Below are 26932 nucleotides of genomic sequence, written 5' to 3'. Positions count from 1 at the left end.
AGTGTGATTGCCACCGTAACCGATGCGGCTGGTAACGTGAGTGCGCCTAGTGCGGCTGTTGACTTTACCGTTGATACCACAGCGCCAGGTCAACCAACTGTGATCATTGGTAATGGTGATGACTTAGTTAACGGCTTTGATTTAAACGACGATGGGTTGGTTGAAGTTACTGTGGTTTTACCAGATAACGCTGAGGTTGGCGATACTGTAACGGTCGATGGTATGGCGACTTTGATTACTCAAGATATGCTAGACAACGGGTATAACTTTGCGGTTGCAGTTCCATCACAAGGGGCAGTACTAACAGTTACCGCAAATGTGACTGATCAGGCGGGTAACACTGGTTCGACAGGTACCGACAGTGCTACAGTTGGTGATACTACGGCGCCTGCGGTATTAATTCCTGAAGCACTTGATGGTGTCAATGCAGAAGAGTTTGCAGATGGTATTCAAACTCAAGTAAACCTACCAACTGGTACCGTTGCAGGTGACACGGTCACCTTAACAGTGACTCCTGATGCTGGTAACCCTATTACCGTGGAATATGAAGTGACCGCAGCTGACCTTGATGTCAATGATGGAGATGGTATCGCTGAAATCACGATTCCAAATGGCGTTGACGGTATCAGTGATAATGGTACCTATACGGTGGTTGCTACGGTGACAGATGCAAACGAAAATGTCAGTGCTCCGAGTGCTGCTGTCGAATTTGATCTTAACACGACCTTTACTGCCCGTGATGATCTGGATGATCTTGATTTAGGAGCGTTGCAAGTTACGTACTATGATCCGATCAGTGAATCTGACTTAGATGTTCTGGGGGTTGCTGAAGGTACTGGTGGTGCCGATAGCAGTCTTGGCTTTACTGTGAGTGCAGGTACAAATGGTATAGTCAGTATCGAAGTTAGTCAGACGGCATTAGTGACAGTAGCGGATGCAATTAATATAGAGGTTTATAATAGCAACAATGAGCTTGTTTACGTTGGCACTACTGGTAGTGAGCCATTGGTAGGTAATGTTATTGGAATCGAGTTATTGGGATTAACTGGCAATGATACATTGACTGCGACAGTTTCTGGTTTAGAACCAGATAACTATACTATTGTGGTGAGAAATGATGAAAGTGCTTTAGGAGCTTTAGTCAATGGTCTTACCTTAGCAGAATTAGGTGAAGCAGGAGTTGTACTGGGTCCTGATAATCAAGAAGTTGTTTTTACCACAATCAATAATGCATTAGGTCCAGTTTTAGGAGGCACTGTTAATGGTCTTCTCAATATTGCATTAACTGCAGCTGGGGATGAAGGTTTAGGTCTCGATGCTGTAGTAGATATACTGGAAGATAATGTATTAGGATTAGGTGTTTTAGACCCATTACTTGATGACATTACTGCTGTGCTTCTTAACAATACCCTAACCCTACTCGAAACCACAGATATTACCGCCACAGTGACAGAGTTCGACTATGCTGATGATACTATCATTACTGGTAATGTGATTGATCCCGATGCATCGAACTCAGGTGAGTTGGGTGAAGATACGGTAACGGTGGATACAGTACTAACTGATATTGATAGCAATGATACTCAGTCACAACCTACCACCGAGGTCGTCAACGGTATCACGGTGTTCACGATACAAGGTCAGTATGGTGTCTTGGTTATTGATGAAACCGGTGATTATACATATACGGCGAATGGTGATTTTGCGTCAAATGGTCAATCAGAGACATTCACTTATACAGTTTCTGATGGAGTCATTAGTGATACAGCAGAGTTGGTGATTAGTCTTGACGCAGTCGTTGATACGACGCCACCAGATGCTCCAACGATTAATGAGCCTATTGCTGGCGACAATATCGTTAATGGTACCGAAGCCGCAGCAAGTTTTGCTGTAACAGGTACGGGGGTTTCAGGCGACACAATTACGTTGACTGACGGCTCAAATAATATCTTAGGTACGGCTATTGTCAACGCAGCTGGTGACTGGAGTATCAATGTCGATGAGGCAGAAGTAAGGGCAATGGGTGAGGGCGCTGAGCAATTGAGTGCTACCGCAACAGACCCTGCTGGAAATACGGGCACCGCCGCGACTGCTACTATTACTGTTGACACGATCCCACCAACCGCCATTGATGATCAGGGCTCTATTGATCTTACAGTGACAGCTACCGTAACAGAGTCTCAAGGCGGTCCTAGTGGTAATGTTGGTGGCTTAATTAGCCTTGGTCTAATCGGTGATACGGTTCAGGTTGATCTTCTTGCTGATAGTACGGCCTTCACAGTTGCCGTTGCGGCCGGAACTACACAGCAGATTACTGTGTCTGGTGACGGGAACGAGCTTGCGGGAGTAAACCTCGGGAATGACAAGAACCTTGATCTTCTTATTTATAAGCAGGAGCAGAATGATGCCACAGCTACATTGGTTGACGTACAAACAAACTGGTTAGAGTTTACACCGGGTATTACTATACCTATTGTTGGTACTCTGCTAGGGAGTTGGTCGTCGGTTAATGATCTACAACTTGAGCCTTTTGATGGCGGTGCTACGTATTATGTCGTTGTTGGTAATCAAGGAAATTTATTAGATCTTGGAGCGCTCACGCGAATAAACGTCCAAACAGAATCTAGTATTTTGACAAGTTATACTGTGGCTGGAGAGTCTATCATTGGTAATGTTATTGATAATGATGACGGTGTTGGACAATCGTTAACAGTGACGACTGTTAACGGTGATTTTATTGACGGTTCTATAAGTATTGCAGGTGATTACGGTACATTGGTCATTGATTCTAATGGTAATTATACTTATACATCATTCGAAAATATCGATGGTATTGGACAAACAGATGAGTTTGAATACACCGTCAATGATGGTAATGATAATACCGATACGGCTACGCTCAGTATCACTATTAATAGTGATGGGCAAGCGCCAGCCGCTGCACGTATGAGTGCTAATAGCTTCACACTTGCTGATGACACAGCTTCTATTGAATTACCTGATACGCTACTAACCACTTCGAGCGAAGGAGTTGACACTTTAAGCTTTGAGGGTTCAGGTCAAATCATTAGCCTCTCTGACATAATGCAGCCTGATATCATTGATATTGGTGGTAATGGCGCAAATACTTTAAATATAGCAACTGAAGATGTTGAAGCCACTATCTATGTCAATGGTGATAACGATGATACAGTTAATCTAGAAGGTGATAGTTGGATCAATATTGGACAGACTACCTCAGAAGGTGAGATGTATAACGTATGGCAGTCATCTAATGATACACAGGTTCATATTGATACTGATATCGTCAATATTATCTAAGACTGGCTGATCTTATTTTAACGCACAGAACGCTTCCAAAATGGAGGCGTTTTTTACGACGTTTTTATGGATATTTTTGAAATAATGAAGCGTGTTAGACAATAAATATAACGGCTTTATTTTTAAATGAGAAAGTAAAAGACCGTATGGCATAATTGAAATGTGGATGAATAGAAAGCTATTTGACTGATGAATGATTGTTTCCTGTCAGAAATGGCAATTTCTAACAAAGTGCCACGAATGATTTTGTACGGATTTTTTGTTCATCAGCATTCGCTTAGAGAGCCAATCGATGATGTAGAGCGTGATTTATCAGGGATTGTTTATTATCAACAAACATTGATAAATAAAGGAGGAATCTAGAGACGGCATTTTGGGTGTATTTTTATTATGAAATATTGACTTTATGATTGTAAACTTAGAATAGGGGGTACTTATTTCAAGTGAGCAAAGTGAACTCAACGGAGAAGGCAAATTTTAGTAAAAAAAAGCATATATGACTTAGCTTTACGCATGCATGAAATACTCAGAAATTCTCATTCGATATCGCATATAAATTGTTGCCTTATAGACTAAGGTCTAGTAATGTTTAGTGCATAGATGTTATATACTTATTCAAGAGCATATCAATAAGAGCGTTTATTGAAAACTAATATGAAAAAATCGCCAAATAGAAAACAATTAACCAGCCGTCATGCGATGCATCACCTTATGACGGTATTGGTAACGAGCATGTGTTTTACCATGACTGCCCAAGCAGCAGTAGAGGACTTTCAAATCAATAGTCTGGTCGCACAAGCGATTCAAACTCATCCGCTGGTAGGGTCGGCTCGGGCGAGCCAACAAGCAACTATTGAAGGTATTACTGCGGCGAAGTTAAATTTGTTGCCAACACCAAGCGTGAGCTCAGGTTACGACAGAGACAATGATTTTGTCTCACAAGTCACCCTTCGTCAGCCACTATGGACGGGTGGCAAGCTCACAGCAGATGTCAATCAAGCCATATTCGATGATAAAGCTGCTGTGGAATATATCTACGAGCAACAAAATCTAGTCGCCAAAACGACCATTGATGCTTGGCAGAGCTACATTCAAGCTGTCGCAAAACAAGCTGTCCATGTTGATAATCTAAAGGAGCTAGGTGATTTTGAAGCTATGATGCAGCGCCGTGTCGGTCAAGGGGTATCGGCTAGAATTGAGCTTGATCTTGTGACCAACCGCATCTTACAAGAGCAGACAGCTTATCAAGCTGCCGCTGAGCAGCAACGCATTGCCACCGCTCGGCTTGAGCAAATTATCGGTCAGCCGTTGTCTCAAATGAGTGTTATGAGCATACCGAATATCAAAGTACTGGTAAATCAAGCCAAGCAGCAATCTGTTGATTTTGAGAAAATGGCGTTTGATCGCGCAGGTTTTTATAACCCTACCGTTGTAAAAGAGCATTTCCAGATTGAATCTGCCAAGCAAGGTGTCGAATCGCAAAAAGCTGCTCAATATCCCACCGTTTATGCCCAGTACGAACATGCTTACTATCATGAAAATAACGAAAACGATGGCCAGTTTTCATTAGGGTTGAGTTATGCACCTGGTGCTGGGTTTTCCAATTTTGCATTAGCACGTGCCTCACAAGCACAGGTCAGCAGCCTGATACAGAATCAAGAAGCAGCCCGCCGTAATGTGATAGAGAACATTCAAGTACAGTACCAGCAGTTTGTTAGTGCAAAAGATAGAGAGACGTCATTGGTCGCTGCCGTCGCCGGTGCACAGCTAGTGGTCAGCTCGTATCGTCGACAGTTTATTGCTGGGCGTAAGTCATGGCTAGAAGTTCTCAATGCGGTTCGTGAACATAACGATTATCAAGTGCAGCTGGTGCAAACTCGGGCAGAAATGCTGGGCGCATTTTATCGATTACAAGTGGATTTTGGCCTTATGCAATGGCAGCAGTTCTCTCATAATCGCCAGCCTGTAACGTTGTTTAGCCCCACAAATTCGGTCAAACAGTGGCTGAATAAACAAGATGACAGCAGCAACATGAGTAACGAGTTTGGTTATGGAGCAAACACCGCAGAAGATGACTATATCGATATTCAGCTGCCCGCGACGGCAGAGCAAAGTTTGAACAATGGTGAGTATCTCATGCTAAATGATGATTACAGCATTACGCCGATATCTGAGCAAGAGAGTATGAAAAATAATTAAATAAGACAGTCATATAAAAGCGCCTAAAGTATCTTGTATACGTAACTATTTAAAATATTGAATAAGTGATTAATATGAGTGCACAACTACAAAAGACACCGTCTCAGTCTGTCGACCATCATGAGTTGCAGCACACAGAGCACGTTGATCTGACTGAAACGCTGACCGAGGCTATCAAGCACTTACTTGGTCAGCAAGGCTATCCAGTAGACAATATCCGTCTGCATGATGTCGTTAAGCGCCATAGTGAGCAATCGGACAGACAAGGTCAAAGCATTCATGAGCTGGGCGGTGTCATTGCTGTGTTACAAGGGATTGGTATTACTGACACCCCTGAGATATTAGAGCAGCCTGACGCGGCCTTTTTGCCTCTATTAACATATCGATCAGATTTGGGGTGGGGCGTCATCGATGGTCAAACACCACAAAAAAGCTGGAACTTTAGACAAGCGGACAAACAGGTACATACCCGTGTCGATGAGATAGCCTTGGTATTACGGATTCGCTTAAAAGACGATCATGTTAAGCAGCGCAAAGCGTCATTTTCTGACTTACTAAAGTCTGATTTAGGCAACTATAAAGGCATTTTAGCTGAAGCTGTTATTGCAACCTTTCTGATTAATATGCTGGCATTAGCCGTCTCTCTATTTTCGATGCAGGTGTATGATCGGGTCATACCGACTCGTAGCGAATACACCCTCATTATTTTGGCGAGCGGTGTGTTCTTGGTGATTGTCTTTGAAGCTTTCATGAAATTCTCACGATCGAGAATCATGGACAAAGTGGTGGTCGGTCTTGATCAGTACTTATCTAGAGAAGTATTCCAACGATTATTAAAAGTACGTATCGACCAGATGCCAGGGTCGGTTGGCTCTATGGCAGCACAGCTACGTGGCTATGAGCAAGTACGCAGCTTTTTTACAGCAAGCACGCTGTTTGGTTTGGTCGACTTGCCGATGACCATTATCTTTATCAGTTTGATCGCCTTTATCGGATCGCCGCTAGTGGCTGTTGTGCCAGTGGTGGCCGCAGTCATTGCGATTACGATGGGGTTGGTTGCGCGCAAACGCATTGATGCCATAGCATCAGAAGGTGCGACTGCCTCTTACTACAAAACAGGACTGTTAGTTGAAGCTGTGGAAGGCGTCGAGACAATAAAGGCGGGGGCGGGCAGCTGGAAGTTTCTCTCGCGTTGGCTTGATGTGATGAACGTTACTATCAAAAATGATTTGGACATGAAGCATGCCAACGACAATTTAACGTACTTCACGCAGATGCTGCAGCAAGTCAGCTATGTGGGTATCGTGATTGTGGGCTCGTTTGTAGTAACGCAAGGCGACATGACGATGGGTGGATTGATTGCTTGTTCGATCCTAGGTGGTAGAGTGCTAGCCCCTGTTATGTCGATACCTAACCTACTGGTGCAGTATGCTCATGCCAAAGCTGCCAAGTTGAATATTGAGAGTCTATTTGCCTTAGAGCAGGACAATCAAGGCGTTGCATATCCACTGTCACCCACACACATCAAAGGCGCTTATCAGTGTGATGATTTGGCATTCAACTATAAAGACAACGACCGTCCAGCCATTAGCATTCCGCAGCTCTCTATCAAGCCAGGAGAACGTATCGCGATACTTGGACCTATCGGTTCAGGTAAATCTACCTTGCTTAAAGTACTCGCAGGACTGTACGCGCCGACCCAAGGGCGCGTGCTACTAGACGGTCTTGATATTCATCAAATCAGTCGCGAGACACTTAGTGAACGTTTGGGATATTTGCAACAAGACCATCGACTGTTTCAGGGTACGCTACGCGAAAACCTGCTAATTGGTATGGCAGCACCTAATGACGATATTTTACAAGACACATTAAATAGGACAGGGCTCATCAACTTGGTATCGAGTCATTCAAGTGGTTTGGATTTGCCGATTAGTGAAGGCGGTAAAGGGCTATCAGGTGGCCAAAAGCAACTGGTCGCATTTACACGTTTGCTGCTAACTAAGCCGGATGTGTTTTTGCTAGATGAGCCGACAGCTTCCATGGACAACCGACAAGAGCAGCGCTGCCTACAAGTGCTACGTCAGGAGTTGACGAAAGGGCAGACATTCATTGTTTCGACCCATAAAACAGCATTGCTAGACTTGGTAGATCGGCTGATCATTATGGATAACCAGCGTATTATTATCGATGGTCCAAAACAAGCTGTACTTGATGAGCTTAGAAAAAACGATCAAGCAAAAAATAAAACTACCGTAAAGCAAAAAGATAGAATCGTTCACAAAACCAATCAACCATCAAAAGAAGGTGCTGACGAAAATAAGCCTGCTACCTCTAGAGTAAGAAACATCGGCGTCAAACCCATCAGTGCTAAACATTCAACAGACGATCAAGGGAAGTAGGCATGTCAGAGTATAAGTACACACCCACCAAGCCCAAGGTTAATCGTTCAAGATTGAGTATTTGGATAGCATTAATCGGAATTGTCACTTTGATTGTCTGGGCATCATTTGCCAAGATTGATCAGGTTACCCGTGCCACCGCAACCGTGATTGCAAGCGCACGAACGCAGGAGATTCAAGCATCAGAAGGTGGCGTGCTAACTGAGTTAGCTGTCACAGAGGGTGAAGATGTTAAGGCAGGCCAGTTATTGGTCGTTTTGGAAGAAGAGCGCGCTAAGGCAGCCTTGGACAATTCCGCGTCAAAAACAGCTGCTTTGACTGCTAAGCTGGCGAGGTTAAATGCTGAGATTTTTGAGAAGCCATTAGTATTTCCTGAAGGGGTGCAACAATATCCTGAATATGTACAAAACCAAAGAGAGCTATACAACAGACGTCGTCAAGCTATCAATGAAGAAGTCTCTTCTCTTGAAAAAATGCTGGTATTAGCTCGTCAAGAGCTACGCATGAATGAGCCATTACTCGAATATGGCGATGTTAGTCAGGCCGATGTTATCAAGCTGAGTCGGCAGGTCGCTGATATCGAAGCGCAAATCAACAACAAGCGCAATAAGTACTTTGAAGAAGCACAGGCGGAAATGACGAAAGCTCAAGAAGAGCTGGATACAGAACTTGAGCAGTTACGAGATCGGGCGCAAGTGCTAGAGGAGAAGCGTTTGATGGCTCCAACAGACGGTAAAGTCAAAAATATTAACGTGACCACTATTGGCGGTGTAGTCAAACCAGGGGAGATTATCATGCAGATCTTGCCGACGAGTAGTGACTTAGTCATCGATGCTAAGATCAGTCCTGCTGATATTGCCTATGTTAAAGAAGGTCAAGAGGCAACAGTTAAGCTCGACGCTTATGATTACTCTATCTTTGGAGCGATGAAAGGCACCGTTAACTATATCAGTCCAGATACCTTGATGGAACAGACACCTAAGGGAGAAGAGCCTTACTATCGCGTGCTAGTTGTCATTAATGGTGCTGAATTTAAAGGCCGTGGTGATGAGATTGTTATCAAGCCCGGTATGACAGCGTCTGTCGATATTAAAGCGATGGAGCGCACCGTATTATCTTATCTCACCAAGCCAATTACCAAAACCTTATCAGAAGGTCTGGGTGAGCGCTAACAGTTTAATATTGGCTATTTATTGAAGAGATTGAAAAACCCCAGTTAATTGCTGGGGTTTTTATGTATAAAGGTATTTGGCTTTATTGTGCTATTTCTCATAAACCTTTTAATCTTAGTTAGAGTTTTCAAGAAGGTTTCGATTACCTTCGGTGTTCACCTCATTTCTCAGCCGATGCTGGTCATCAATTTTCTGTTGATTACGTTTTTTAACTTCGTTAATAGCAGCGCTTAGTTGGTCGTTGATTTCCTCTACTTCAGATTTTGCTGAGAGGTAATCTTTATCTACTGTGACCATGCTTTTTTGTGTAGGCATGTCCATCTCTAGGAGACCTGCATTGTTTTTGAGGTTCTCTAGATTAGTATCAGCACTCGTGATAATTGGTTGAGAAGAATCGTCTGTTTGAAGCCTTGGAGGCTTGTTTTCTTGTGAGTAGTTTCTGATTTGTGCTGTGGTGGCTTTGGAGGTGGGTATTGTTTTTTCGGTATTGCCATCGATAGCGTTAGAGGTTTGCGAGGCTGCTTTTTTGGTGTTTTCTAAGCTGACGATTGGCGTATCATTGTTGGTGGTTGTATTCACTGTCTTATTTTTTTCAGTAGTAACAGCGGTACTAGCAGTATTGACGTTATCGATACTATCATTCTTATTATCCAACGTTTTAGTGCTTGTGATAGTAGTGGTATAGACCTTATCATTAGGCGGTGAGGTTATCGTACTGACAGTGGCTGGCAGCTCTGTATTGGTGCTATTGTCAGCCATTTCTGGCGTGTCAGAGAATTTTGCATTGAAATACAAAATAAAGAAAACCCCAGCATGTACCAGTATTGCAAGGCATAACGCCCAAAACCATTTTTCACGAAATTTCATCATTAGATGGCTTTACCTTTCTCATATTGGTACGTGCTGAACACCTCGAGATTATTAAATAATAAGCGTTATTGATACAGGGAGTCAATTGAAAGCTTCTGGACTAAGTATTTTGAACCGAACACTTTTATACTAGGCGTTTTTGGTCTCAAATTCAGCAAGCATGTCTGTGATTAGCTGGTCTTTTTTGTGCCATACTTGCTCAACCCAGTCAAACATCTGTGCTTTTACTGCGTCATCTGTTTCATAACCGCCATTTTTAATTGCCGTAAATAAGTCTTCAGGTATCTCGATATGACGCACATCGACGCCTAGACGTTTGATGTTGCCTTTCCACAGGTCACTATAAGTGGGTATACCATCAGGGTAGACAATCGTCATGTCCAAGATACCGTCGATCTCTGGGCCTAGGGCACTCAAAGCAAGTGATAATCCGCCAGCACGAGGCTTAAGCAAGTGCTTATAGGGTGAGTTTTGTTTGTCACGTTTGCTAGGGGTGAAGCGCGTTCCTTCCAAATAATTTAGCAAAGTGAAAGGCTTGTCTTTGAGTAGCGCACAGGCTCGTTTGGCCTCTTCGATGTCTTTGCCCTTTAAAGCAGGGTTTTTGGCAATGGCTTCTTTAGAATGTCGTCGCATCATAGGGAAGTCGAGAAAGTAAAAAGCCTGCCCAATAACCGGAATATAGATGAGCTCAAACTTGGTAAAAAAGCGCGTCAATGGTAGGCGCTTTTCACTGATATATTGCATGATGCTGGTATCGACCCACGATTGGTGGTTGCTCATCAACAGGTATTGACCGTCTGTGTGTACATCTTCAGGCAAGCTGATACGCCAGTCTTTACGTGGCAGGATATTGTCGATGATGGCATTATTACTGTTGATCCAGTAGTTGGTGACATCGATAACGGCTTTGTCAGCGATAGCAGCACCCGTGAAGGCTTTGGCAGCGCCCATTATCCATACAGGAGGTCCTGCCAAGATACTATTAAAGGTAATCACACCCGTGGCTGTGGTGAGTGATGCGGCTTTGCCCAGTTTTGGGGCGCGTTCATGTAGTTTTTGAACGATTGATTTCAATCGCATAGTAAGTCCTTTTTCTCATACCAGTAATGAGGTATTGATAATATTACTGGATGATTTTAGCAGAAATAAATCTCAGTGTATGAGTGTTAACAACAAATAATACACAGCACCTTTAGTGAAAAGTATTATTTTTGCCATAAAAAAGCGTACCAAGGCATGACCTTAATACGCTTTTTCCAAAACTATCGCCCATAAAAAGTAGGGCTGTTTAGACATGCATACCACGGATTGGATAGTTGTTCTCTGGTTTTCTAACAAACACCAAGCCATCTGCCAATGCTTCAAGGTCTGGTCTAGAGAATGGTGCATTTGAGAGATCAACGATTTGTATCTTTCCTTCACCGTTTATGACAAATACAGCAGGCTCTGCAAATGGATGATCCGTTTCTTTCGCTGAACGTGGATCAGAGATATAAAGCCCTAGCGTATTCATCTGCTCGATAGTCAGACCATAGGCAATAGGGAAGCTGATATCTAATTCTTCTAAATGATCTTCTAGCTGCTCTTTACTGTCGCCAGACACGGCAATGACATCGACACCATTGTCATAAAAAGACTTTTTCACAGTTTCTAACGTATTTAGATATTTTGTGCAGATTGGGCAGTGCTTGCCGCGATAGACAACCACCAGTTTCCAGTCATGACCGTTCTCAGGTTTGCCAAGTTCCGTCATCTCACCACCTAGTACCTGTACTTCCATTTTAGGAAAAGTAGCACCAGCTTTGATTTTTTGAGCGTAATTATTTGACATAGTTCTTATCCTTTTTAATGGTATTTTATGATTAGTATGTATTGAACAATCTTACTTTAGCAGCCTTAATTGTAAAAGTATGGGGTGTTTACAGTAGTCCAAAGTAGCAATGGAAAAAGTTAACACTACCTTGAAAACTGTCCAACGAAACTGTTTGAGTAAGCGAGTAAATAAAGATAAAGCGTCTATTTGTTTGATTTTTCAGCGGTCTGAGCATTTAGTTTGTCTTGAGTTTTTAGCTCAAAATCTGACGCATCATGACGTTCGTGTAATTGCTCAGAGGGTTCGCCCCAAGTGCGGTTTACCTTGCGACCACGTTGTACAGCAGGGCGCTCTAAAATCTCTTTTGCCCAGCGGCGTACGTTTTTATAGCTTTCAACTTGTAGGAACTCTCCTGCACCGTAAGCCTCGCCAAGTATCAAATTGCCGTACCAAGGCCACGTGGCGATATCGGCAATCGTATACTCATCGCCGCCCAAATAGCGATGTTCTGCCAGCTCTCGATCCAGTACATCTAACTGACGCTTTACTTCCATTGTGAATCGATTGATAGGATACTCAAACTTCTCTGGTGCATAAGAGTAAAAATGTCCAAAGCCGCCACCTAAGTAAGGGGCAGAGCCTTGCAGCCAGAAGAGCCAGTTCATCACTTCAGTGCGTGCTGCGGCATCTTTGGGGAGCAGTTTTCCAAATTTTTCAGCGAGATAAAATAAGATAGCACCACTTTCAAATACACGGCTACCAGTCTCTGTATCAAACAGCACTGGGATCTTTGAGTTGGGGTTAATTTCAACAAAACCTGATGAGAACTGTCCGCCTTCACCAATTTGAATAAGATGCGCGTCGTACTCAGCTTCTGTTACACCCAACGCCAATAACTCTTCGACCATAATGGTGACTTTTTGACCGTTAGGGGTACCCATTGAGTAGATTTGCAACGGATGTTTGCCGCGAGGTAGAGCTGCTTTGTGCGTGGCGCCTGCGATAGGGCGGTTGACGCTTGCCCACTTACCGCCGCTTTCTGCATCCCATGTCCAGACGCTAGGTGGCTCGTAATGATTAGAGTTTGACATAATGATGATACCTTTTTATAGACTGTGCTCAGTAGGGTGCGATTGATAAATTGAATCCGGTTTATGGTTTTTATTCTGACATCTCAGTCAATTGCTCGATAATATTTTTATAGTTCTCGACGCCTTGAGCACCGCTTACCAAATGGCGACCGTTAAAGATGACTGAAGGCACGCTTTGAATGCCCTGCTGTTTTGAATGCTGTATGGACTCACGTACCACATCAGCGAAGCGCTGGTCTTCGATGACTGCGAGAGCTTCACTACGATCGAGTCCAATACTGGCGGCGATATCTGCCAGTACGGTACTATCAGCCACGTTTTTATTATCAACGAAGTGCGCGACAAACAACGCTTGCTTTAAATCGTGCATATGCCCTTGCTGATCTGCCCAATGCAGCAACTGATGAGTATTAAACGTATTATAAGTACGAAACTCATCAGTAAACTGAAAGTTAAAACCAACTTCTGCACCCGCCGCTGTCATTCTAGCTCTGCTCTCTTTAACGTCCTCAGCAGTTGTACCGTACTTCTCCATAATATGCTCACGATAGTTGCGTCCTTCAGCTGGCGTGTTAGGATTCAGCTCAAATGGATGCCAATGAATCTCATGCGGCGTGTTGGTTTGCTTTAATGCCTCCGCTAGTTGACTGTAGCCGATCGCGCACCAAGGGCACACAACGTCTGACACGATATCTATTCGTAATGGTTTTTTGACCTGTTCCATAGGATCCCTCATTAGCTATCAATCAATATGAAAAACTGCTGCCCGACGATGTTTCGAACAACAGTATGAAAACATCAAATGGACGGTGTCAGCGCTTGCTGCAAGACTTACGAGTCCGCTTTATGCCATTCGAATTTCTGGAATGGTTTGTCGACTGGAGTATTAGCCAAGTGGTTGGTGTAGTTGCTCATGACTTTTTGAGTCGCACCAAGAATGACTTCTAAGATCTGTCGTTTGGTATAGCCTGCGTCCAAAAATGCTTGAACTTCTTTATCATCAACATTACCACGATTACGTACGACAGAAAGCGTGAAATCACGTAGCGCTTCTAGGCGGGCGGTTGGTAGTGGCGTCTCATCACGTAATGCATCAGTGATGGCGTCATCTACTTTCATGCTCTTGGCAATACCCGTATGCGCAGGCACACAGTAATGGCAGGCGTGTTCGACGTTAATCGTTTGCCATACCACAGTGGTCTCTTCATCATCGAAACTGCTGTTTAAAAACAACTCATGCAGACGTTGATAACCTTCTAGCAGGCCTGGCGCTTCAGCCATCACAGCATGTAGGTTTGGCACCATACCAAAAGCATTGATAGAGACATCAAGCAATGCTTGGCTTTCTTGTGGGGCGCTTTGTTTATCGTGTAAAGTAAAATCGGTCATAATATTATTCCTAATAGTATATTTGAAATTTGGTGTGCTTTAGATTTTTATGCTGGTTAAGCGTATCTGCTGATTTAGATCTAATGATTAAATTTGAGTGTTCACTCAAAATCAGACATATTGCTTTGTAACCGAGTCAATAAAACCACTATAAATGATATTGAGCAGTCGCTCAATAATTATTTGAGTAATCGTTCAATTAAATTGTAATGGTGAAGTTATATTTTTCTATCTTCTGCGCGGTTTATAGTAATAGTATCAGTGGTTTGAGAAAGTCGCACTTTGTAAGCGGAGATGTGGTAACGAATGTCGTCAAGCTAATGAAGCAAGTTAAATGATTACGATGCGATCTTATCAACCAAAAGCCACTCGCCAAAAAAAAGAGCACAGTAGCGCTCTTTTTAATATGAATATTCCTATGATCTAATTTTCATTGAGTGATTATAGAAATTAAGCAATCTCTGTCATCTCATTTAATATGAAGGACTCAATAGCGCCTTCTGTTGCAGCTGAAAAATCTTTTAAGTGTTGGTTTTCCATATGTATTTGCCACAGCTCGCGCGTGGCCCAGCTTTCATGAAACATGAAGTGAGCAGGGTTTTCGTTATCTTGGAACAGGTTATACCCAAGACAACCTTCTTCATCACGCGTAGGTGGTATGAGTTTTTCGAGCTCAGCCTTGACTAGGGCAATGCTGTCATCTTTGGCAATGATATTGGCAATAATCGTTAATGTAGACATGTTTAATCCCTTGTCATCGTTAGTTAGTAGGATGAATAGAGTAGCCTGTATGGGTATGCGATCCACCATATCAATGGACACCATTAGATAAGTTATTACTTGAACGACCGTTCATTTATAGTTATAGTATTTGTCAGACAATAAAAAAACGTTTCAGATCACGATGCCTATTTTTGTTATTCCTCATACCTTTTATAGTCATCAGATTTTCAGATCATCTACTATGTTGTAATAGGACAAGATTATGCTTAAGTTTTATTTTCACCAAACGCCAAACCCAATGAAAGTGGCACTGTTTCTTGAAGAAACTGGTTTGCCCTATGAGCTTGTTGCTGTCGATACGCTAAAAGGGGAACAGCACGCGCCTGAGTACCGTGCTATCAATCCAAATGGCAAAACGCCTGCCTTAGAAGATGATGGCAAGCGCGTATTCGACTCTACTGCTATCTTGATGTACTTGTCTGAAAAAACAGGATTGCTGGCAGGACAGCCAAAAGATCGTAGCGAGATGCTCTCATGGTTGATGTTTTTAGCAACTGGTCTGGGCCCTTATTCTGGTCAGTCTGTGCATTTTAGACACAAGGCGCCAGAAAAGATCCCGTATGCGATGAACCGCTATCTTCGTGAAGCTGAGCGTCATTACGAAGTGCTCGACACCCATTTGGAAGGCCATGAGTATTTGGTTGGAGACGAGTATTCAATCGCTGATATCTCCGCATGGGGCTGGATAGACAAGGCAACAGTGGTACTGGGCGACGCTGGATTAGATAATTATCCTAACCTAAAGCGTTGGTTTGCCACTATTGATGCCCGTCCTGCGGTGCAAAAAGCGCGTGAAATTCCTAAAAAAATCGACTTTAAAACTGAGTTGGATGAGGTTGCTGCACGAGCGCTTTACCCGCAAAATTTTGATAAAAACAGTTAATCGAAGCAAAGATGTGTAAAAAGCTTTATAATAAAAAGTGATTAAAAACAGCGACTAAGGTTGATTCTATAAACTTTGCCTTAAAATAGATTTTGAGGCAAAGCTATTAAGGTAAAAATTATGAGTGCTCCAATAAAGTTCAATCGCGAGGATGTGATCGAAAAAGCAAAAAATCTCTATTGGGAAAAAGGCTATCACGCAACTTCGATGCGCAATCTGCAAGACGTCATCAATATGCATCCTGGTAGTATTTATGCGGCTTTTGGCAGTAAAGATAAGCTCTTTATAGAGTCCTTAAACCGTTATGCGGCAGATGGTGCCAAGCGTTTGGCTGACTGTATCGAGCAACAAGACACCGTGCTTGCTGGATTAAAATATTTTATCCATACCGTCATCGTATCTAATAAAGCGACGGCACCAAGTGGTATGTGCATGATTGTAAAAACGATCGCTGAATTGACTGAGAGCGATAGCCCAGAGCTATTGGGACATGCCACAGGGATTTTGGAAGGGATAGAAGCCTCATTCGCCACGTTGTTTGCACAAGCTATTGATAGTGGCGAAATCAACGCAGAGAAAAACCCGATTGAATTGGCACGCTATCTTCAGATTCAGATCATAGGCCTTAGGACATATGCTCAGATTACCAGTGATGATGCTGCGGTAGAAAAGTACATCGATGATATTTTTAAAAACATTGTATAAAGACTGATACTTTTTAGCAAAAACACCCTGACTGTTTAAGTAGACAGTCAGGGTGTTTTTTATTGGCCATTTGATAAGAGTTGTTACGGCGTATTGGCAGAGTTGGTAGGGTTATCACGAATGAATTTAAGTAGCAGCTCAGCCAGCGTTTCGCCTTGATCTTCTTGAAGAAAATGGCCGCCATTAACGATGGTCGTATGCTGCTGGCCTTTGGTGCCGGGGATGAGTTTTTGTAGTATACGGTCGCCGCCACCCGTCACTGGGTCAGAGTCACTAAACAGCGTGATAAAAGGCTTTGTCCATTTGCTAAGCTTGACCCAAGCGGCGCGGTTTTTTTCTGACGCAGGGTCATCTGGTGTGGTGGGGACAAGCAGCGGAAACTGCCTCGCGCCTTCTTTGTACGACTCATCGGGAAAGGGTGCATCGTACGCAGCCATCACCGCTTGTGATAGCGTCGTTGTGGTACCACTTTTAATAGTCGCGCCTACATTGAACTGCGGTGTCTCTTGCGAGAACTGCTGCCATTTACGAAACCCTTCGCCAGGATCGTGATCACCAGTTGGCAGCATCGTATTGCCAGCGGCTACCCGAGCAAACTTATCTGGGTTTTCTGCCACTAAGCGCAGACCGATCAGACCACCCCAATCTTGACAGAACAACGTGATATTATTTAAATCTAGCTGATCAAGTACCGATTGCATCCAATCAACATGACGCTGGTAAGTGTAGTCAGTACGCGCTGCTGGCTTATCTGATTTGCCAAACCCAATGAGGTCTGGCGCAATGACACGGTGTCCTGCAGCCGTCAGTATCGGAATAACTTTGCGATAGAGATAACTCCAAGAAGGCTCGCCGTGTAGCAGTAATATGGGGTCAGCATCTTTTGGGCCTTCATCGAGATAATGTACACGCAGCTCACCGCCCTCGGTGTCGTCGACCATCAGATAGTTTGGGGCAAAGTCATAATCGGGTAAATTAGTAAAACGGTCATCAGGTGTTCTAAGGGTTTTCATATATCGTCCTTGAGTGGCGTTAATAACCGTGCGTACTTGCACAATGTTGAGGAATGTTGAGATTTGCTTTAGTAAAGTCCTAAATAAAGACTATAGCGTACAACTGTCTGCTGCTACAAACCTTAGTCATGAACATGGCAGTGTTGAATGCTATGCATGAGAATACTGAAAAACTGTCATCTTCAGCTCGATGGTTACAGTCAACAAGCCATATTTTATGGGTTTAATCCTGACGCCAATACACCTTTATTACAACCTCTGCACGGCTAAGATCAAGTCGCTCTCTGAGCATGGGACGCAGTGCCTTGACAGTGCTTGCCTCTAACGCACCCCACACCTGATCAATTTTTAAGGGCTGATCCGTTAAATAATTACCTACCGTACGATCGATTAGGGACGCTAAATTCTGTCCTGAGCATTGTTGATCGATGACGATGGGAAGTACAGTGAAGTTGTCTTTAACGGCATTCTTGGTAGTGCGCTCATTATTGCTATCAATACTATTATCAATGCTGCTATCAATACCAATACGCATTTTTACGTTATCAAAATAACGTTGATCCGCCGCGTTTTGTGTGACACAAACAACTAACGGCGGTGTCGGATTTCCCCAAAGCTCGAGTAATCTTGCGACAGTCGGCATAGACGTTTCGTCAGCGATCAGTAACGCTTGACCGTCACGCAAATGATCCACTTTTTCAGGGAATTCTCTTTTGGTGATTATGGTTTCACCTACCTGTAGCGACTGAGCCCAACTGCCGCCCAGCGTATCTCCATGAAGAAACACATCGACCCACGCTTGTATGCCAGTAGGCGTTTGCCATGCTTTTCTTAAGGTGTAATAACGATGAGAGCGTGCGTTGTCTTCTATACCAGTGGTTACGCTGTTATTAGCGGCGCTATTGTGCGCCAAGTCAAACAAGTAAGCATAGCCTGCGTCATTGATTGGCACTGAGGAGGACTGTTTGTTTAATGGGTCATTATTACTTAATTCGGGCATGCTTAGTTCAAGACGGAGCATGTTCTCGCTGACTTTATAGCGGTTTTCCACCGTAAAGGTTTGTTTGATTAATTTGATGGTTTTTTTACCCAGTTTTTTATCTGCCCTTTGTTTGAGCGCAATATATTGAACTTGTAGCTCATCAGGATGGGTAATGGCTGCGGGAAAGGCAATAAAAAAGGTTTGATTCTGCACAGTGTGGTTTTGAGCATTAACAGATTGAGACTCTACATTTTTTGGCTGTACTTGTAACTCGAGACCTTCAGCGTAAACCGTCGTCAATTGTACCTCTATATTATCCAATTCAGCAGTGGATATAGGGGTAAATGCGATTAAAAATCCTAGCAGCTCATCTATATGTTCTTCATTGATATGACTGATGATGTCTTTTAGTTCAGGGGTATTCAAGGGAGTATACGGTCTGTCTTGACCATAACGATTACGTTCAGAGGATAGGAGGATATTAGCCATATTGATACTCATAAGCAGAGGTAAATTAATAAATACAAACTTCGATTAGTTAATGATAATTGTTTTTATTATCGTTTACGAGTAAAATCATCTCTCATTACCGTTTTGTTTTCAAGTCAATGCTTTAAAACAGCGCTTCAATAAAGTGTTTCGAGACAAAAATGCTGCAAAAAAATAACTGTCATCGAGCCTTACTTTTCCAATTTTCTATCAATAATGAGTGCCTATATGCTACGTGCAAACCAACTGACCATCAGTCGTCAAGGGAATACTTTACTAGATAACGTGAGCTGCGAGATTGATACCAAGCAGTTGGTGGCGCTAGTTGGACATAACGGTTCAGGCAAGTCGACCCTGATCAAAGCATTGGCAGGCGAGATGGCGAGTAGTGGCGGTAGTATTACCTTAGATGATACTCGTATCAATGATTACGGTAGTAAAGAGCTGGCACGTCAAATGGCTTATCTACCGCAGCAACTGCCGGACGCCGCTGGATTTACCGTGCGTGAGCTGGTGATGCTCGGACGCTATCCGCATCAAAAGTGGCTACAAAAGCCAACCCAAATTGATAGAGATAAAGTCGAGCAAGCGCTAAAGGTGACCCAAACCGAAGCGTTTGCTGATCGTATCACGGCTACATTATCAGGCGGCGAGCGCGCCCGTGCTTGGCTTGCGATGTGCTTGGCGCAAGACACTAAGTATCTATTGCTTGATGAGCCGCTCGCTGCGCTGGATATGCATTATCAGATTGAGGTCATTCAGCTTATCCGCCGTTTGGTAGATGAGCAGGGCTTGAGTGTGGTGATTATTATTCATGATATTAATTTGGCCGCGCAATATGCGGATCGTATCATCGCGCTAAAAAACGGCCGAGTTTGTCACAATGGCAATATCAAAAGCACGATGCAGCCTGAGGTATTACACAATATTTTTAACGTTGACATGCAACTGCTTAATCATCCTATAACAGGGCAGCCCGTTGCAGTTGCTTGACATCAGATCGCTTCTCTTTCACCCAAACTCGCCTAAAAAGATATGCCGCTATGTTTTCTGTTGTATTTTCTGTTTTTTATCAATATCAATCGTCAAGGCACTCGGTAGCCACATCAGGGGGTGCGTCACCAATCATCGTATTTAAATGGCTCGCTCTTTTAACTTTTGTCCTACTGGCCTCGTTGACATTGAATGCTTGCAGCCATTCAGCATCCGACAAAGATATTACTCACTTTGATGAATCACCTCCTGACAATATCGCTGAAACAGAAAACAACCATAGTGATCGTATTAATAGTGACCGTATCAATATCATCTCTCCTGACTGGGGCAATGCTGCGACCTTGACTGCGATGGGACATGCGCCAATTGCGACTGGTGATATCAGGGTGTGGGATCGGTGGGTGGGTCGACCCAGTCTCCCAGCGTCGACCACAGATATTGGTATTCGTTATCAGCCGAATGCTGAGCTAATCGCACAGCTACCAGTCGATATGGTCATAGATAACTATTTTTATGAGCATGCCCGCAGCTTATATGGTGATGTGCCTGCCGAGTCAGTGATGTTTGCAGCAAAAGGGGAGATAGCAACGTGGGCTGACTATACCGAACCGACGCGCGCGCTTGGTGCGCTTATTGAAAACCCTAAATTGGCAGAAGACTATATTGTACAGAGTCAAAAAGAAATTAGTCGAGCTGGCGTGAAACTACAACAGCGCTATCCGAAAATAAAAAAGTTTGCGGTGGTACAGTTTATTGATGCCAATAATATGCGCATGTATGTCGATAACAGTCTATTCAAAGTGGCATTAGATCAGATGGATGAAGAGCTTATGGTCTTAGGTAAGGGAAATGCATGGGGGTTTTTTCCAATACGCATGAAAGATTTGGCGCAGTTAGATGATGAGACCTGCCTACTTATCATAGATCCCATGAGCCCAATCACTAAAGCTGAAATTGAGGACAGTTTAATATGGCAGCGTTTGAGCTATGGTGATAATCGCTGTATGGCCCAATTACCGCCAGTATGGATTTATGGCGGTATGTCGTCACTCGTCAGCTTGGCAAATAACCTATCGACGGCTGCGTTGAAAGGCGGTGCCACATTATGACTATCCACATCGATAATCCTACTAATACCAATAATAGTACCAATGCCATGACCTCAACGTCCCTTTCTCGTTCGGCAACCACCATGACATCATCCAAGCCGCCACCGAACCGACCAAAATCTCAGGCATCTGTATTGAGCGATACATCATGGCGACTGTGGGTAATCTTAATAGCATTGCTGGTGTTATCAGGATGGAGTGGTTGGACACTATTAGATCAAGAATGGACGCGTCCAATCAGTGAGCTATTTTTACCAAGCTTGCAACTGGACATTGTTAGTATGGCGACGCAGCTTCATTTGGTTGCGACCAGTGTAGTGGCATTATTAGCAGGCGGGTTATTGGGTGTGGTCAGTATTTTGCTACAGCAACTGGTCAAAAACCCATTGGCATCAGACACTACGTTGGGGGTGGGGGTAGGCGCACAGTTAGCTACGCTGATTGTGACGTTATTTTTACCAAGTTTGGCCATTTACGGTGGCACTTATGTGGCCTTTGTCGGTGCCATTATAAGTATGGGCTTGGTTTTTGCCTTATCTGCACCTAGCCGATTTAACCCGCTGATTTTGATACTGGCGGGTTTGGTCGTGAATATTTTGCTAGCAGCGGTCGCCAATGTATTAGTGCTATTTTTCGCTGAGCGCAGTAATGGCATGTTGTCATGGGCGGCTGGGTTTTTGGCCCAAAGTAGCTGGGACACCAGTCAAATACTGGTAGTAACGGCTATTTTAATGACCATAGTGAGCCTACCTTTATTAAAACCGCTGACGCTGATGAGCTTGGATGACTCGCAGGCAAGCCGTTTGGGCGTACCGATCAATGGTATTCGCGCATTGGTGGTGCTCATTGTGGCGCTGGTGACGGCATTGGTCATTAGTGAAGTTGGCTTGATTGGTTTTATTGGTCTTGGTGCGGCAAGCTTGGTCAATGCGCTGGGTATCTCTTCGGTTGGCAAGCGTTTGGTAGCCGCGTTTGGGCTAGGTGCATTGCTACTACTGTTGACCAGCAATGTTGCGTTATTGCTTGAGCCGATACTAGGTATGCAAATCCCCGCTGGTGCCATGACGGGTATCCTCGGAGCGCCACTGATTATTTGGCTAATTTTGCGCCAGCGTCGTGAGCACATAGAAACCGTCACCCCTATGATGAGCGGTCAAAACAAGACCGTTGTGTTTTGGCGATGGGGCGTTGGAGTTATCATCACGATAATGTTGGTTTGTTTTTTTGTACAGGATATTAATGGTTGGGGAATTAGTACCGATTGGGCATTGACGCAGCAGTATCGTCTGCCTCGTAGTTTGAGTGCGGCGGCAACGGGTTTAATGTTGGCTGTTGCAGGTGTGCTGCTACAAACTTTAACTCGCAACCCTATGGCCAGTCCCGAGGTTTTAGGTGTGAGCTCAGGGGCGGCGCTTGGGGTGATTTTAGGGTTTTTATTATTGCCAAGTTTGGGACTATCCGCTGGCGCAGGTACGTTACTGGTTTCAGGGCTGTCAGGCGCGATGGCAGTGTTGCTGTTGGTCATTTGGCTGGCACGTAGAGTCAGCTCAGGCTATCTATTATTGGTCGGTATTGGTATTGCCGCCATGATGGATGGAGTCATGCACATGGTCAAGTTATCAGGCGACCCACGTCTGGAGGCGATGCTCAGCTGGTTATCAGGTACGACCTATAGCGCCCAGCCCAATACGGTCTGGTATCTCATTGGCATTGCACTCATTTTGTTCGTACTTAGCTTATTGATTATCAAACCGTTGCGCGTCCTTGGATTGGGCACAGGGATCGCACGTAATTTGGGTGTGGCAATCACACCGGTTATTTTGTCACTATTAGTATTAGTAGCAGCACTGAGTACAGCCAGCACCTTAGCTGTCGGACCCTTGAGTTTTATTGGTCTAATGGTGCCGCATTTGGCAACGTCACTTGGGGCGGTTAAGCTTGAGCGGCAGTTACCATTAGCGGCATTGTTAGGGGCAGGTGTCATGGTGCTAGCGGATTGGATCGGACGTTATGTGATTTTCCCTTATGAGCTGCCTGCTGGTACAGTCGCCGCCATCATCGGCGGTAGCTATTTCTTATGGCTTATTCGCAAGGTGCCCACTACGACAAAAGGCTAGAACCGATTCGTAGTGGGAAGGTGATGGCAATCCTTACCAGTTGCCACAAAAACATAATAAATTATTTTATAGAAATAATAATCATTATCATTTATGATGTCTTTCACAAAGTTAGTACATACAGTATTATTTGCTAAATATAACGCATATCACTGTCCACCTATCCAACTAAGTGAAATAACCTAAGTGAAGTCATTATGAAAAGCCACCATCACGTCGCTCTATCCCTTCTTACCCTTTGTATCAGCCAGCAGTTATATGCGCAAACCAGTACCAATACAGCGAATGTCGTATTAGACATACAAACTACCGCAGAAATAGCATCAAGCTCATCATCTAAGGCAGTGCCTAGTGTGACCTTGGATACCATTAAAGTCGCTGCCAATGCTAGAACGGGCACGGCACTGGCACAAAAAATTAGTGAGATGCCCGCAGTCACTCAAGTGATTAGCGAAAATGAGATTCAGATGCAGGCAACGGGTGACCGTACCACTGGTGATATCTTGGCACAGCTGATTCCGAGTCTAGGTGCCAGTAGTGGCTCGACCAGTAACTATGGAACCACTATGCATGGTCGCCCTGTGCAGTTTTTGCTGAACGGTGTTCCCTTAAGCAGTTCGCGTAGTCTCTCACGCGAGCTCAACAGTATTGATCCTGCACAGCTTGAGCGAGTAGAGGTGCTCTCAGGTGCGACCAGTATCTACGGTGCTGGTGCAGCAGGTGGCATAATTAACCTTGTGACTAAATCTCTGGTGGGTTATGGCCCTATCAGACAAACTAGAGTGGGCGTGAGTAGCAGCCGAGACTTTGACTCAGAGTCATTCGGTTATCATGTGGGTCAGACACTAGGCTATGGTGGCGAGCAAGTGTATGGCCGTCTAGATGTCGATTATGATACCAAAGGCGGCAAGTTCGATAGTCATGGCGATCGCATCAGCCCTGATGTCAACCAAACAGACCAACAAGACACCAAGTCCTTGAGTGTGAATGGTAGTCTGGGTATGGCGTTGACGGACAGTCAGACGCTAGATCTTGCCGTGACGTATTATAATGATGAGCAAGATACCGACTACGGCCCAGATTATGGCGATGGTTTACAAGTATTGTTAAAACCTAAGGATGCACCACCGTCTTTAAAAGCAATCGATGGTGCCAATATAAAAAACGAGCCACTGACGACCAAAACCTCCGTCAACTTAAACTACAATAATGACAATGTTGCAGGTTCAAATCTAAGCGTCACAGGCTACTATAGAGACGAGACAGGTCGTTTTTACCCTTCTGGTAAAGATTTCCCTAAACAAGCGGGCAAAGTCTGGGTAGCTAATGGTCTTACCGATAAGAGTACGCTAGAAGAATTATTAGGCGGGGCAGTCGTCGTCACTCAATCAGAGGCTGATATCGAGGTCTTAGGTTTGCGTGCTGCTATGCAGACCGATAGTGAAATCGCAGGTAAAAAGACACTCTTTAGCTACGGCGCTGACTTTGAGCGTGAAAAAAGCAAGCAGACCTACTATGGACAAGACTTAAATGAGTTTATGGCAAGTAATGGTCTAAGCGCCCAGCCCAATGGTCTAACTTATAATGGTGGGCCAGATACGACCATCGATAAATGGGGCGCTTTTGTCAATGCAGACGTAGACATCACTGATAAATGGCATACCAGTGCAGGCGTTCGCTACCAAAAGCTCAAAGCAGAAACCGATGCTTTTACACCCATCTATGAGCAGCTGCTTGAAGAGTATTTTAATAGTTCTGCTATCAGTGGGACAAGCGCCGCTTATGGTATTGACTATCAGGCAGGCGACGTAGAAAAAGGTAGCACAGATCACGACAAAACCTTGTTTAATCTCGGTACTAGCTATCAATTAACCCCAAATGATCAAATCTTTGCTAACTTTTCACAGGGCTTTACCACCGCAGATATCCAGCGTGCGCTGCGTGATGTGCGGGCAGGTTTTGTGGTTAACTCAGACAACGTACAACCGATCGCCATCAATAACTACGAGTTTGGATGGCAAGGCAAGCATGGCGATACCGCAGCACGCTTAAGCGGTTTTTTATAATGAATCGGATAAAGTCGTGCGCTTTACTGATGATTATACTGTAGAAGTCATTGATACTGATGAGCGCGTCTACGGGGTAGAGGGATCGCTTAGCCATGATATCAGCGACAATTGGCAAGTGGGTGGTAGTGTGGCGTATACCCGTGGTCAGTACGATAAGGATGGCGATTGGCTAGAGCTTGATGCCGTGCGTCTGACTCCGCTCAAAGGTACCGCATTTGCCCAGTACCAATTTGATGAAGGCAGCAATATACGCCTGCAAGCACTGGCAATCGGCGGCGATGACAAAGCCTTTAAGGACCAGCAAAAAGACCCTGACTCTAGTGCCTTGCCAGTTACCGGTTACATGACTCTCGATGTATTGGGACAAGTAAAAATGCCAGTCGGTCGAGTAGACTATGGCGTTTATAACTTACTTAATAAAGACTATAAAACGGTTTATCATCAGACCACATTTGGCGATTTGAACCGCCTGCCTGCTTCGGGCACGACTTATGGGTTGAGCTACACTATCGACTATTAAAACTAACAGCATGTAAAAAATAAAAGTATCAAAAACCCTTCATGCCAGATTTTTATAGTGTGAAGGGTTTAGTATTTTATGGTTGACTTATGGCGTATCAATGCTAATCTAAGCACTCTTTGGGGAGTAGCCTGCTTTCGTACTGCGAAAGCGTTCGTATCAACATACTTGGCCACATGCCATGGTACGAACACCTCTCGGTTGGCGAGACCATCGATATATCTACACTGCAGGTCGGGGGTGTGGCTATGTCGTGGACTCTATACTCGACCAGAGAAAATCACATGAATCCTATCGCACTTCTACTACTTGCTTTTTCTATGTCTACGGATGCCTTTTCTGTGGCAATCAGTAAAGGAGCAATTTTTAAAAACCCTCGTTTTACCGAAGCTTTCAGAATGGGCGTTATTTTTGGCACCATTGAAGCGATCACACCTATTATTGGTTGGTTAATTGGTCACTCTGCCACATCCTTTGTAGATGCTTCTTTTATTGAGGCATGGGATCACTGGGTCGCATTTGTCATACTTTTTGCGCTCGGTCTGCACATGCTGTATGAGGGACTGAAGCCAAGTGATGAAACGGCAGAATCGCCGTCGAGACATTCTTTTTTCAAACTTGCTTTGACTGCATTTGGTACCAGCATTGATGCCATGGCTGTTGGTGTGAGCCTAGCATTTGTAAAGGTCAATATTTTACTGGCGGCAGGTCTGATTGGTCTAGCGACTACGATAATGGTCACGCTAGGGGTGATGTTAGGAAAGGCATTGGGCTCCATAATCGGTCACAGAGCTGAAATATTTGGTGGTGTGATGCTAATTGCCATCGGTGCATGGATTTTATTTAGTCATCTTTAGTCACTCGATAGGTATTAGCTACTTGATAAATAAAAGCCCATCTATATCAATAGATGGGCTTTTTTATGTCTATAATCAGCACATAACACCGTAACTCTTGCTAAATGACCGGAACATCTCAGCACTACAAAAATTGCTAATCATCAATAGGATAA

21 protein-coding genes and 1 riboswitch are annotated in these 26932 nt (G+C 44.1%); of the genes, 12 read left to right on the top strand and 9 right to left on the bottom strand.

Going from position 1 to position 26932, the window contains the following annotated elements:
- From ACHUET_RS02575 to ACHUET_RS02560, 4 genes are all read left to right on the top strand, one after another.
- Positions 1–3321: beta strand repeat-containing protein (locus ACHUET_RS02575; protein ID WP_394210404.1), on the top strand; the 3321-nt coding region annotated here is incomplete at its 5' end.
- 654 nt (positions 3322–3975) lie between these two features.
- Entirely contained in the window at positions 3976–5520 is a 1545-nt protein-coding gene (locus ACHUET_RS02570) for a TolC family protein (RefSeq protein ID WP_394210402.1), read from the top strand.
- A 74-nt stretch (positions 5521–5594) separates the two neighbouring features.
- On the top strand, positions 5595–7919 hold the full coding sequence (locus ACHUET_RS02565) for a type I secretion system permease/ATPase (protein ID WP_394210400.1): 2325 nt from the start codon (positions 5595–5597) through the stop codon (positions 7917–7919).
- A 2-nt stretch (positions 7920–7921) separates the two neighbouring features.
- Positions 7922–9091, top strand: a complete 1170-nt coding sequence (locus tag ACHUET_RS02560) for an HlyD family efflux transporter periplasmic adaptor subunit (RefSeq protein WP_394210398.1) — start codon at positions 7922–7924, stop codon at positions 9089–9091.
- A gap of 114 nt (positions 9092–9205) precedes the next feature.
- On the opposite strand, the gene ACHUET_RS02555 is transcribed toward ACHUET_RS02560, so the two are convergent.
- The 7 genes from ACHUET_RS02555 to ACHUET_RS02525 all read right to left on the bottom strand — a co-directional run bounded on the left by ACHUET_RS02555 (position 9206) and on the right by ACHUET_RS02525 (position 14995).
- A complete protein-coding gene (locus ACHUET_RS02555) occupies positions 9206–9961 on the bottom strand; it encodes a hypothetical protein (RefSeq protein ID WP_394210396.1) in 756 nt (251 codons plus the stop codon).
- A 129-nt stretch (positions 9962–10090) separates the two neighbouring features.
- Entirely contained in the window at positions 10091–11041 is a 951-nt protein-coding gene (locus ACHUET_RS02550; protein ID WP_394210394.1) for an acyltransferase, read from the bottom strand.
- A 208-nt stretch (positions 11042–11249) separates the two neighbouring features.
- Positions 11250–11792, bottom strand: a complete 543-nt coding sequence (locus ACHUET_RS02545; protein ID WP_394210393.1) for a redoxin domain-containing protein — start codon at positions 11790–11792, stop codon at positions 11250–11252.
- A 185-nt stretch (positions 11793–11977) separates the two neighbouring features.
- Complete coding sequence (yghU, locus tag ACHUET_RS02540; protein ID WP_394210392.1) at positions 11978–12865, bottom strand: glutathione-dependent disulfide-bond oxidoreductase; 888 nt, start codon at positions 12863–12865, stop codon at positions 11978–11980.
- 70 nt (positions 12866–12935) lie between these two features.
- Entirely contained in the window at positions 12936–13589 is a 654-nt protein-coding gene (locus ACHUET_RS02535; RefSeq protein WP_394210390.1) for a DsbA family oxidoreductase, read from the bottom strand.
- A gap of 107 nt (positions 13590–13696) precedes the next feature.
- A complete protein-coding gene (locus tag ACHUET_RS02530; RefSeq protein WP_394210388.1) occupies positions 13697–14254 on the bottom strand; it encodes a carboxymuconolactone decarboxylase family protein in 558 nt (185 codons plus the stop codon).
- 450 nt (positions 14255–14704) lie between these two features.
- On the bottom strand, positions 14705–14995 hold the full coding sequence (locus tag ACHUET_RS02525) for a putative quinol monooxygenase (RefSeq protein ID WP_394210386.1): 291 nt from the start codon (positions 14993–14995) through the stop codon (positions 14705–14707).
- Positions 14996–15239: 244 nt separating this feature from the next.
- Here ACHUET_RS02525 and ACHUET_RS02520 point away from each other — a divergent pair, with 244 nt between their 5' ends.
- Both ACHUET_RS02520 and ACHUET_RS02515 read left to right on the top strand, forming a co-directional pair.
- On the top strand, positions 15240–15920 hold the full coding sequence (locus ACHUET_RS02520; protein ID WP_394210384.1) for a glutathione S-transferase family protein: 681 nt from the start codon (positions 15240–15242) through the stop codon (positions 15918–15920).
- 120 nt (positions 15921–16040) lie between these two features.
- On the top strand, positions 16041–16625 hold the full coding sequence (locus ACHUET_RS02515; protein WP_394210382.1) for a TetR/AcrR family transcriptional regulator: 585 nt from the start codon (positions 16041–16043) through the stop codon (positions 16623–16625).
- Positions 16626–16708: 83 nt separating this feature from the next.
- On the opposite strand, the gene ACHUET_RS02510 is transcribed toward ACHUET_RS02515, so the two are convergent.
- On the bottom strand, positions 16709–17638 hold the full coding sequence (locus ACHUET_RS02510; RefSeq protein WP_394210380.1) for a haloalkane dehalogenase: 930 nt from the start codon (positions 17636–17638) through the stop codon (positions 16709–16711).
- 223 nt (positions 17639–17861) lie between these two features.
- Positions 17862–19109 (bottom strand): SIP domain-containing protein, encoded by a 1248-nt coding sequence (locus ACHUET_RS02505; protein WP_394210378.1) that lies wholly within the window; start codon positions 19107–19109, stop codon positions 17862–17864.
- Positions 19110–19337: 228 nt separating this feature from the next.
- Here ACHUET_RS02505 and ACHUET_RS02500 point away from each other — a divergent pair, with 228 nt between their 5' ends.
- The 6 genes from ACHUET_RS02500 to ACHUET_RS02475 all read left to right on the top strand — a co-directional run bounded on the left by ACHUET_RS02500 (position 19338) and on the right by ACHUET_RS02475 (position 26777).
- Positions 19338–20102, top strand: coding sequence for an ABC transporter ATP-binding protein (locus ACHUET_RS02500; RefSeq protein WP_394210377.1), 765 nt, complete (start codon positions 19338–19340; stop codon positions 20100–20102).
- Positions 20103–20152: 50 nt separating this feature from the next.
- Complete coding sequence (locus tag ACHUET_RS02495; RefSeq protein ID WP_394210375.1) at positions 20153–21214, top strand: ABC transporter substrate-binding protein; 1062 nt, start codon at positions 20153–20155, stop codon at positions 21212–21214.
- Positions 21211–23331, top strand: coding sequence for a Fe(3+)-hydroxamate ABC transporter permease FhuB (fhuB, locus tag ACHUET_RS02490; RefSeq protein ID WP_394210373.1), 2121 nt, complete (start codon positions 21211–21213; stop codon positions 23329–23331). The genes ACHUET_RS02495 and fhuB overlap by 4 nt, the downstream gene beginning before the upstream one ends.
- 197 nt (positions 23332–23528) lie before the next feature.
- A complete protein-coding gene (locus tag ACHUET_RS02485) occupies positions 23529–25397 on the top strand; it encodes a TonB-dependent receptor (protein WP_394210371.1) in 1869 nt (622 codons plus the stop codon).
- A gap of 16 nt (positions 25398–25413) precedes the next feature.
- Positions 25414–25920, top strand: a complete 507-nt coding sequence (locus tag ACHUET_RS02480) for a TonB-dependent receptor domain-containing protein (RefSeq protein ID WP_394210369.1) — start codon at positions 25414–25416, stop codon at positions 25918–25920.
- A gap of 109 nt (positions 25921–26029) precedes the next feature.
- Positions 26030–26197: riboswitch (yybP-ykoY riboswitch) on the top strand.
- A gap of 7 nt (positions 26198–26204) precedes the next feature.
- Positions 26205–26777 carry a manganese efflux pump MntP gene (locus ACHUET_RS02475; RefSeq protein ID WP_394210367.1) on the top strand — a complete coding sequence of 191 codons (573 nt, stop codon included), beginning with the start codon at positions 26205–26207 and terminating at the stop codon, positions 26775–26777.
- Positions 26778–26932 lie beyond the last annotated feature (155 nt).

This window comes from Psychrobacter piscatorii (assembly GCF_043641605.1).
GTDB lineage: Bacteria > Pseudomonadota > Gammaproteobacteria > Pseudomonadales > Moraxellaceae > Psychrobacter > Psychrobacter piscatorii_C.
Note: the sequence above shows the minus strand (reverse complement) of the source record. Positions and strands in the feature narration are given on the sequence as shown.

What these genes read in the sequence shown, in the direction of transcription:
- ACHUET_RS02570 (WP_394210402.1), top strand. Translation starts at nt 3,976, where the DNA reads ATGAAAAAATCGCCAAATAGAAAACAATTAACCAGCCGTCATGCGATG.
- ACHUET_RS02565 (WP_394210400.1), top strand. Translation starts at nt 5,595, where the DNA reads ATGAGTGCACAACTACAAAAGACACCGTCTCAGTCTGTCGACCATCAT.
- ACHUET_RS02560 (WP_394210398.1), top strand. Translation starts at nt 7,922, where the DNA reads ATGTCAGAGTATAAGTACACACCCACCAAGCCCAAGGTTAATCGTTCA.
- ACHUET_RS02555 (WP_394210396.1), bottom strand. Translation starts at nt 9,961, where the DNA reads ATGATGAAATTTCGTGAAAAATGGTTTTGGGCGTTATGCCTTGCAATA.
- ACHUET_RS02550 (WP_394210394.1), bottom strand. Translation starts at nt 11,041, where the DNA reads ATGCGATTGAAATCAATCGTTCAAAAACTACATGAACGCGCCCCAAAA.
- ACHUET_RS02545 (WP_394210393.1), bottom strand. Translation starts at nt 11,792, where the DNA reads ATGTCAAATAATTACGCTCAAAAAATCAAAGCTGGTGCTACTTTTCCT.
- yghU (WP_394210392.1), bottom strand. Translation starts at nt 12,865, where the DNA reads ATGTCAAACTCTAATCATTACGAGCCACCTAGCGTCTGGACATGGGAT.
- ACHUET_RS02535 (WP_394210390.1), bottom strand. Translation starts at nt 13,589, where the DNA reads ATGGAACAGGTCAAAAAACCATTACGAATAGATATCGTGTCAGACGTT.
- ACHUET_RS02530 (WP_394210388.1), bottom strand. Translation starts at nt 14,254, where the DNA reads ATGACCGATTTTACTTTACACGATAAACAAAGCGCCCCACAAGAAAGC.
- ACHUET_RS02525 (WP_394210386.1), bottom strand. Translation starts at nt 14,995, where the DNA reads ATGTCTACATTAACGATTATTGCCAATATCATTGCCAAAGATGACAGC.
- ACHUET_RS02520 (WP_394210384.1), top strand. Translation starts at nt 15,240, where the DNA reads ATGCTTAAGTTTTATTTTCACCAAACGCCAAACCCAATGAAAGTGGCA.
- ACHUET_RS02515 (WP_394210382.1), top strand. Translation starts at nt 16,041, where the DNA reads ATGAGTGCTCCAATAAAGTTCAATCGCGAGGATGTGATCGAAAAAGCA.
- ACHUET_RS02510 (WP_394210380.1), bottom strand. Translation starts at nt 17,638, where the DNA reads ATGAAAACCCTTAGAACACCTGATGACCGTTTTACTAATTTACCCGAT.
- ACHUET_RS02505 (WP_394210378.1), bottom strand. Translation starts at nt 19,109, where the DNA reads ATGGCTAATATCCTCCTATCCTCTGAACGTAATCGTTATGGTCAAGAC.
- ACHUET_RS02500 (WP_394210377.1), top strand. Translation starts at nt 19,338, where the DNA reads ATGCTACGTGCAAACCAACTGACCATCAGTCGTCAAGGGAATACTTTA.
- ACHUET_RS02495 (WP_394210375.1), top strand. Translation starts at nt 20,153, where the DNA reads ATGTTTTCTGTTGTATTTTCTGTTTTTTATCAATATCAATCGTCAAGG.
- fhuB (WP_394210373.1), top strand. Translation starts at nt 21,211, where the DNA reads ATGACTATCCACATCGATAATCCTACTAATACCAATAATAGTACCAAT.
- ACHUET_RS02485 (WP_394210371.1), top strand. Translation starts at nt 23,529, where the DNA reads ATGAAAAGCCACCATCACGTCGCTCTATCCCTTCTTACCCTTTGTATC.
- ACHUET_RS02475 (WP_394210367.1), top strand. Translation starts at nt 26,205, where the DNA reads ATGAATCCTATCGCACTTCTACTACTTGCTTTTTCTATGTCTACGGAT.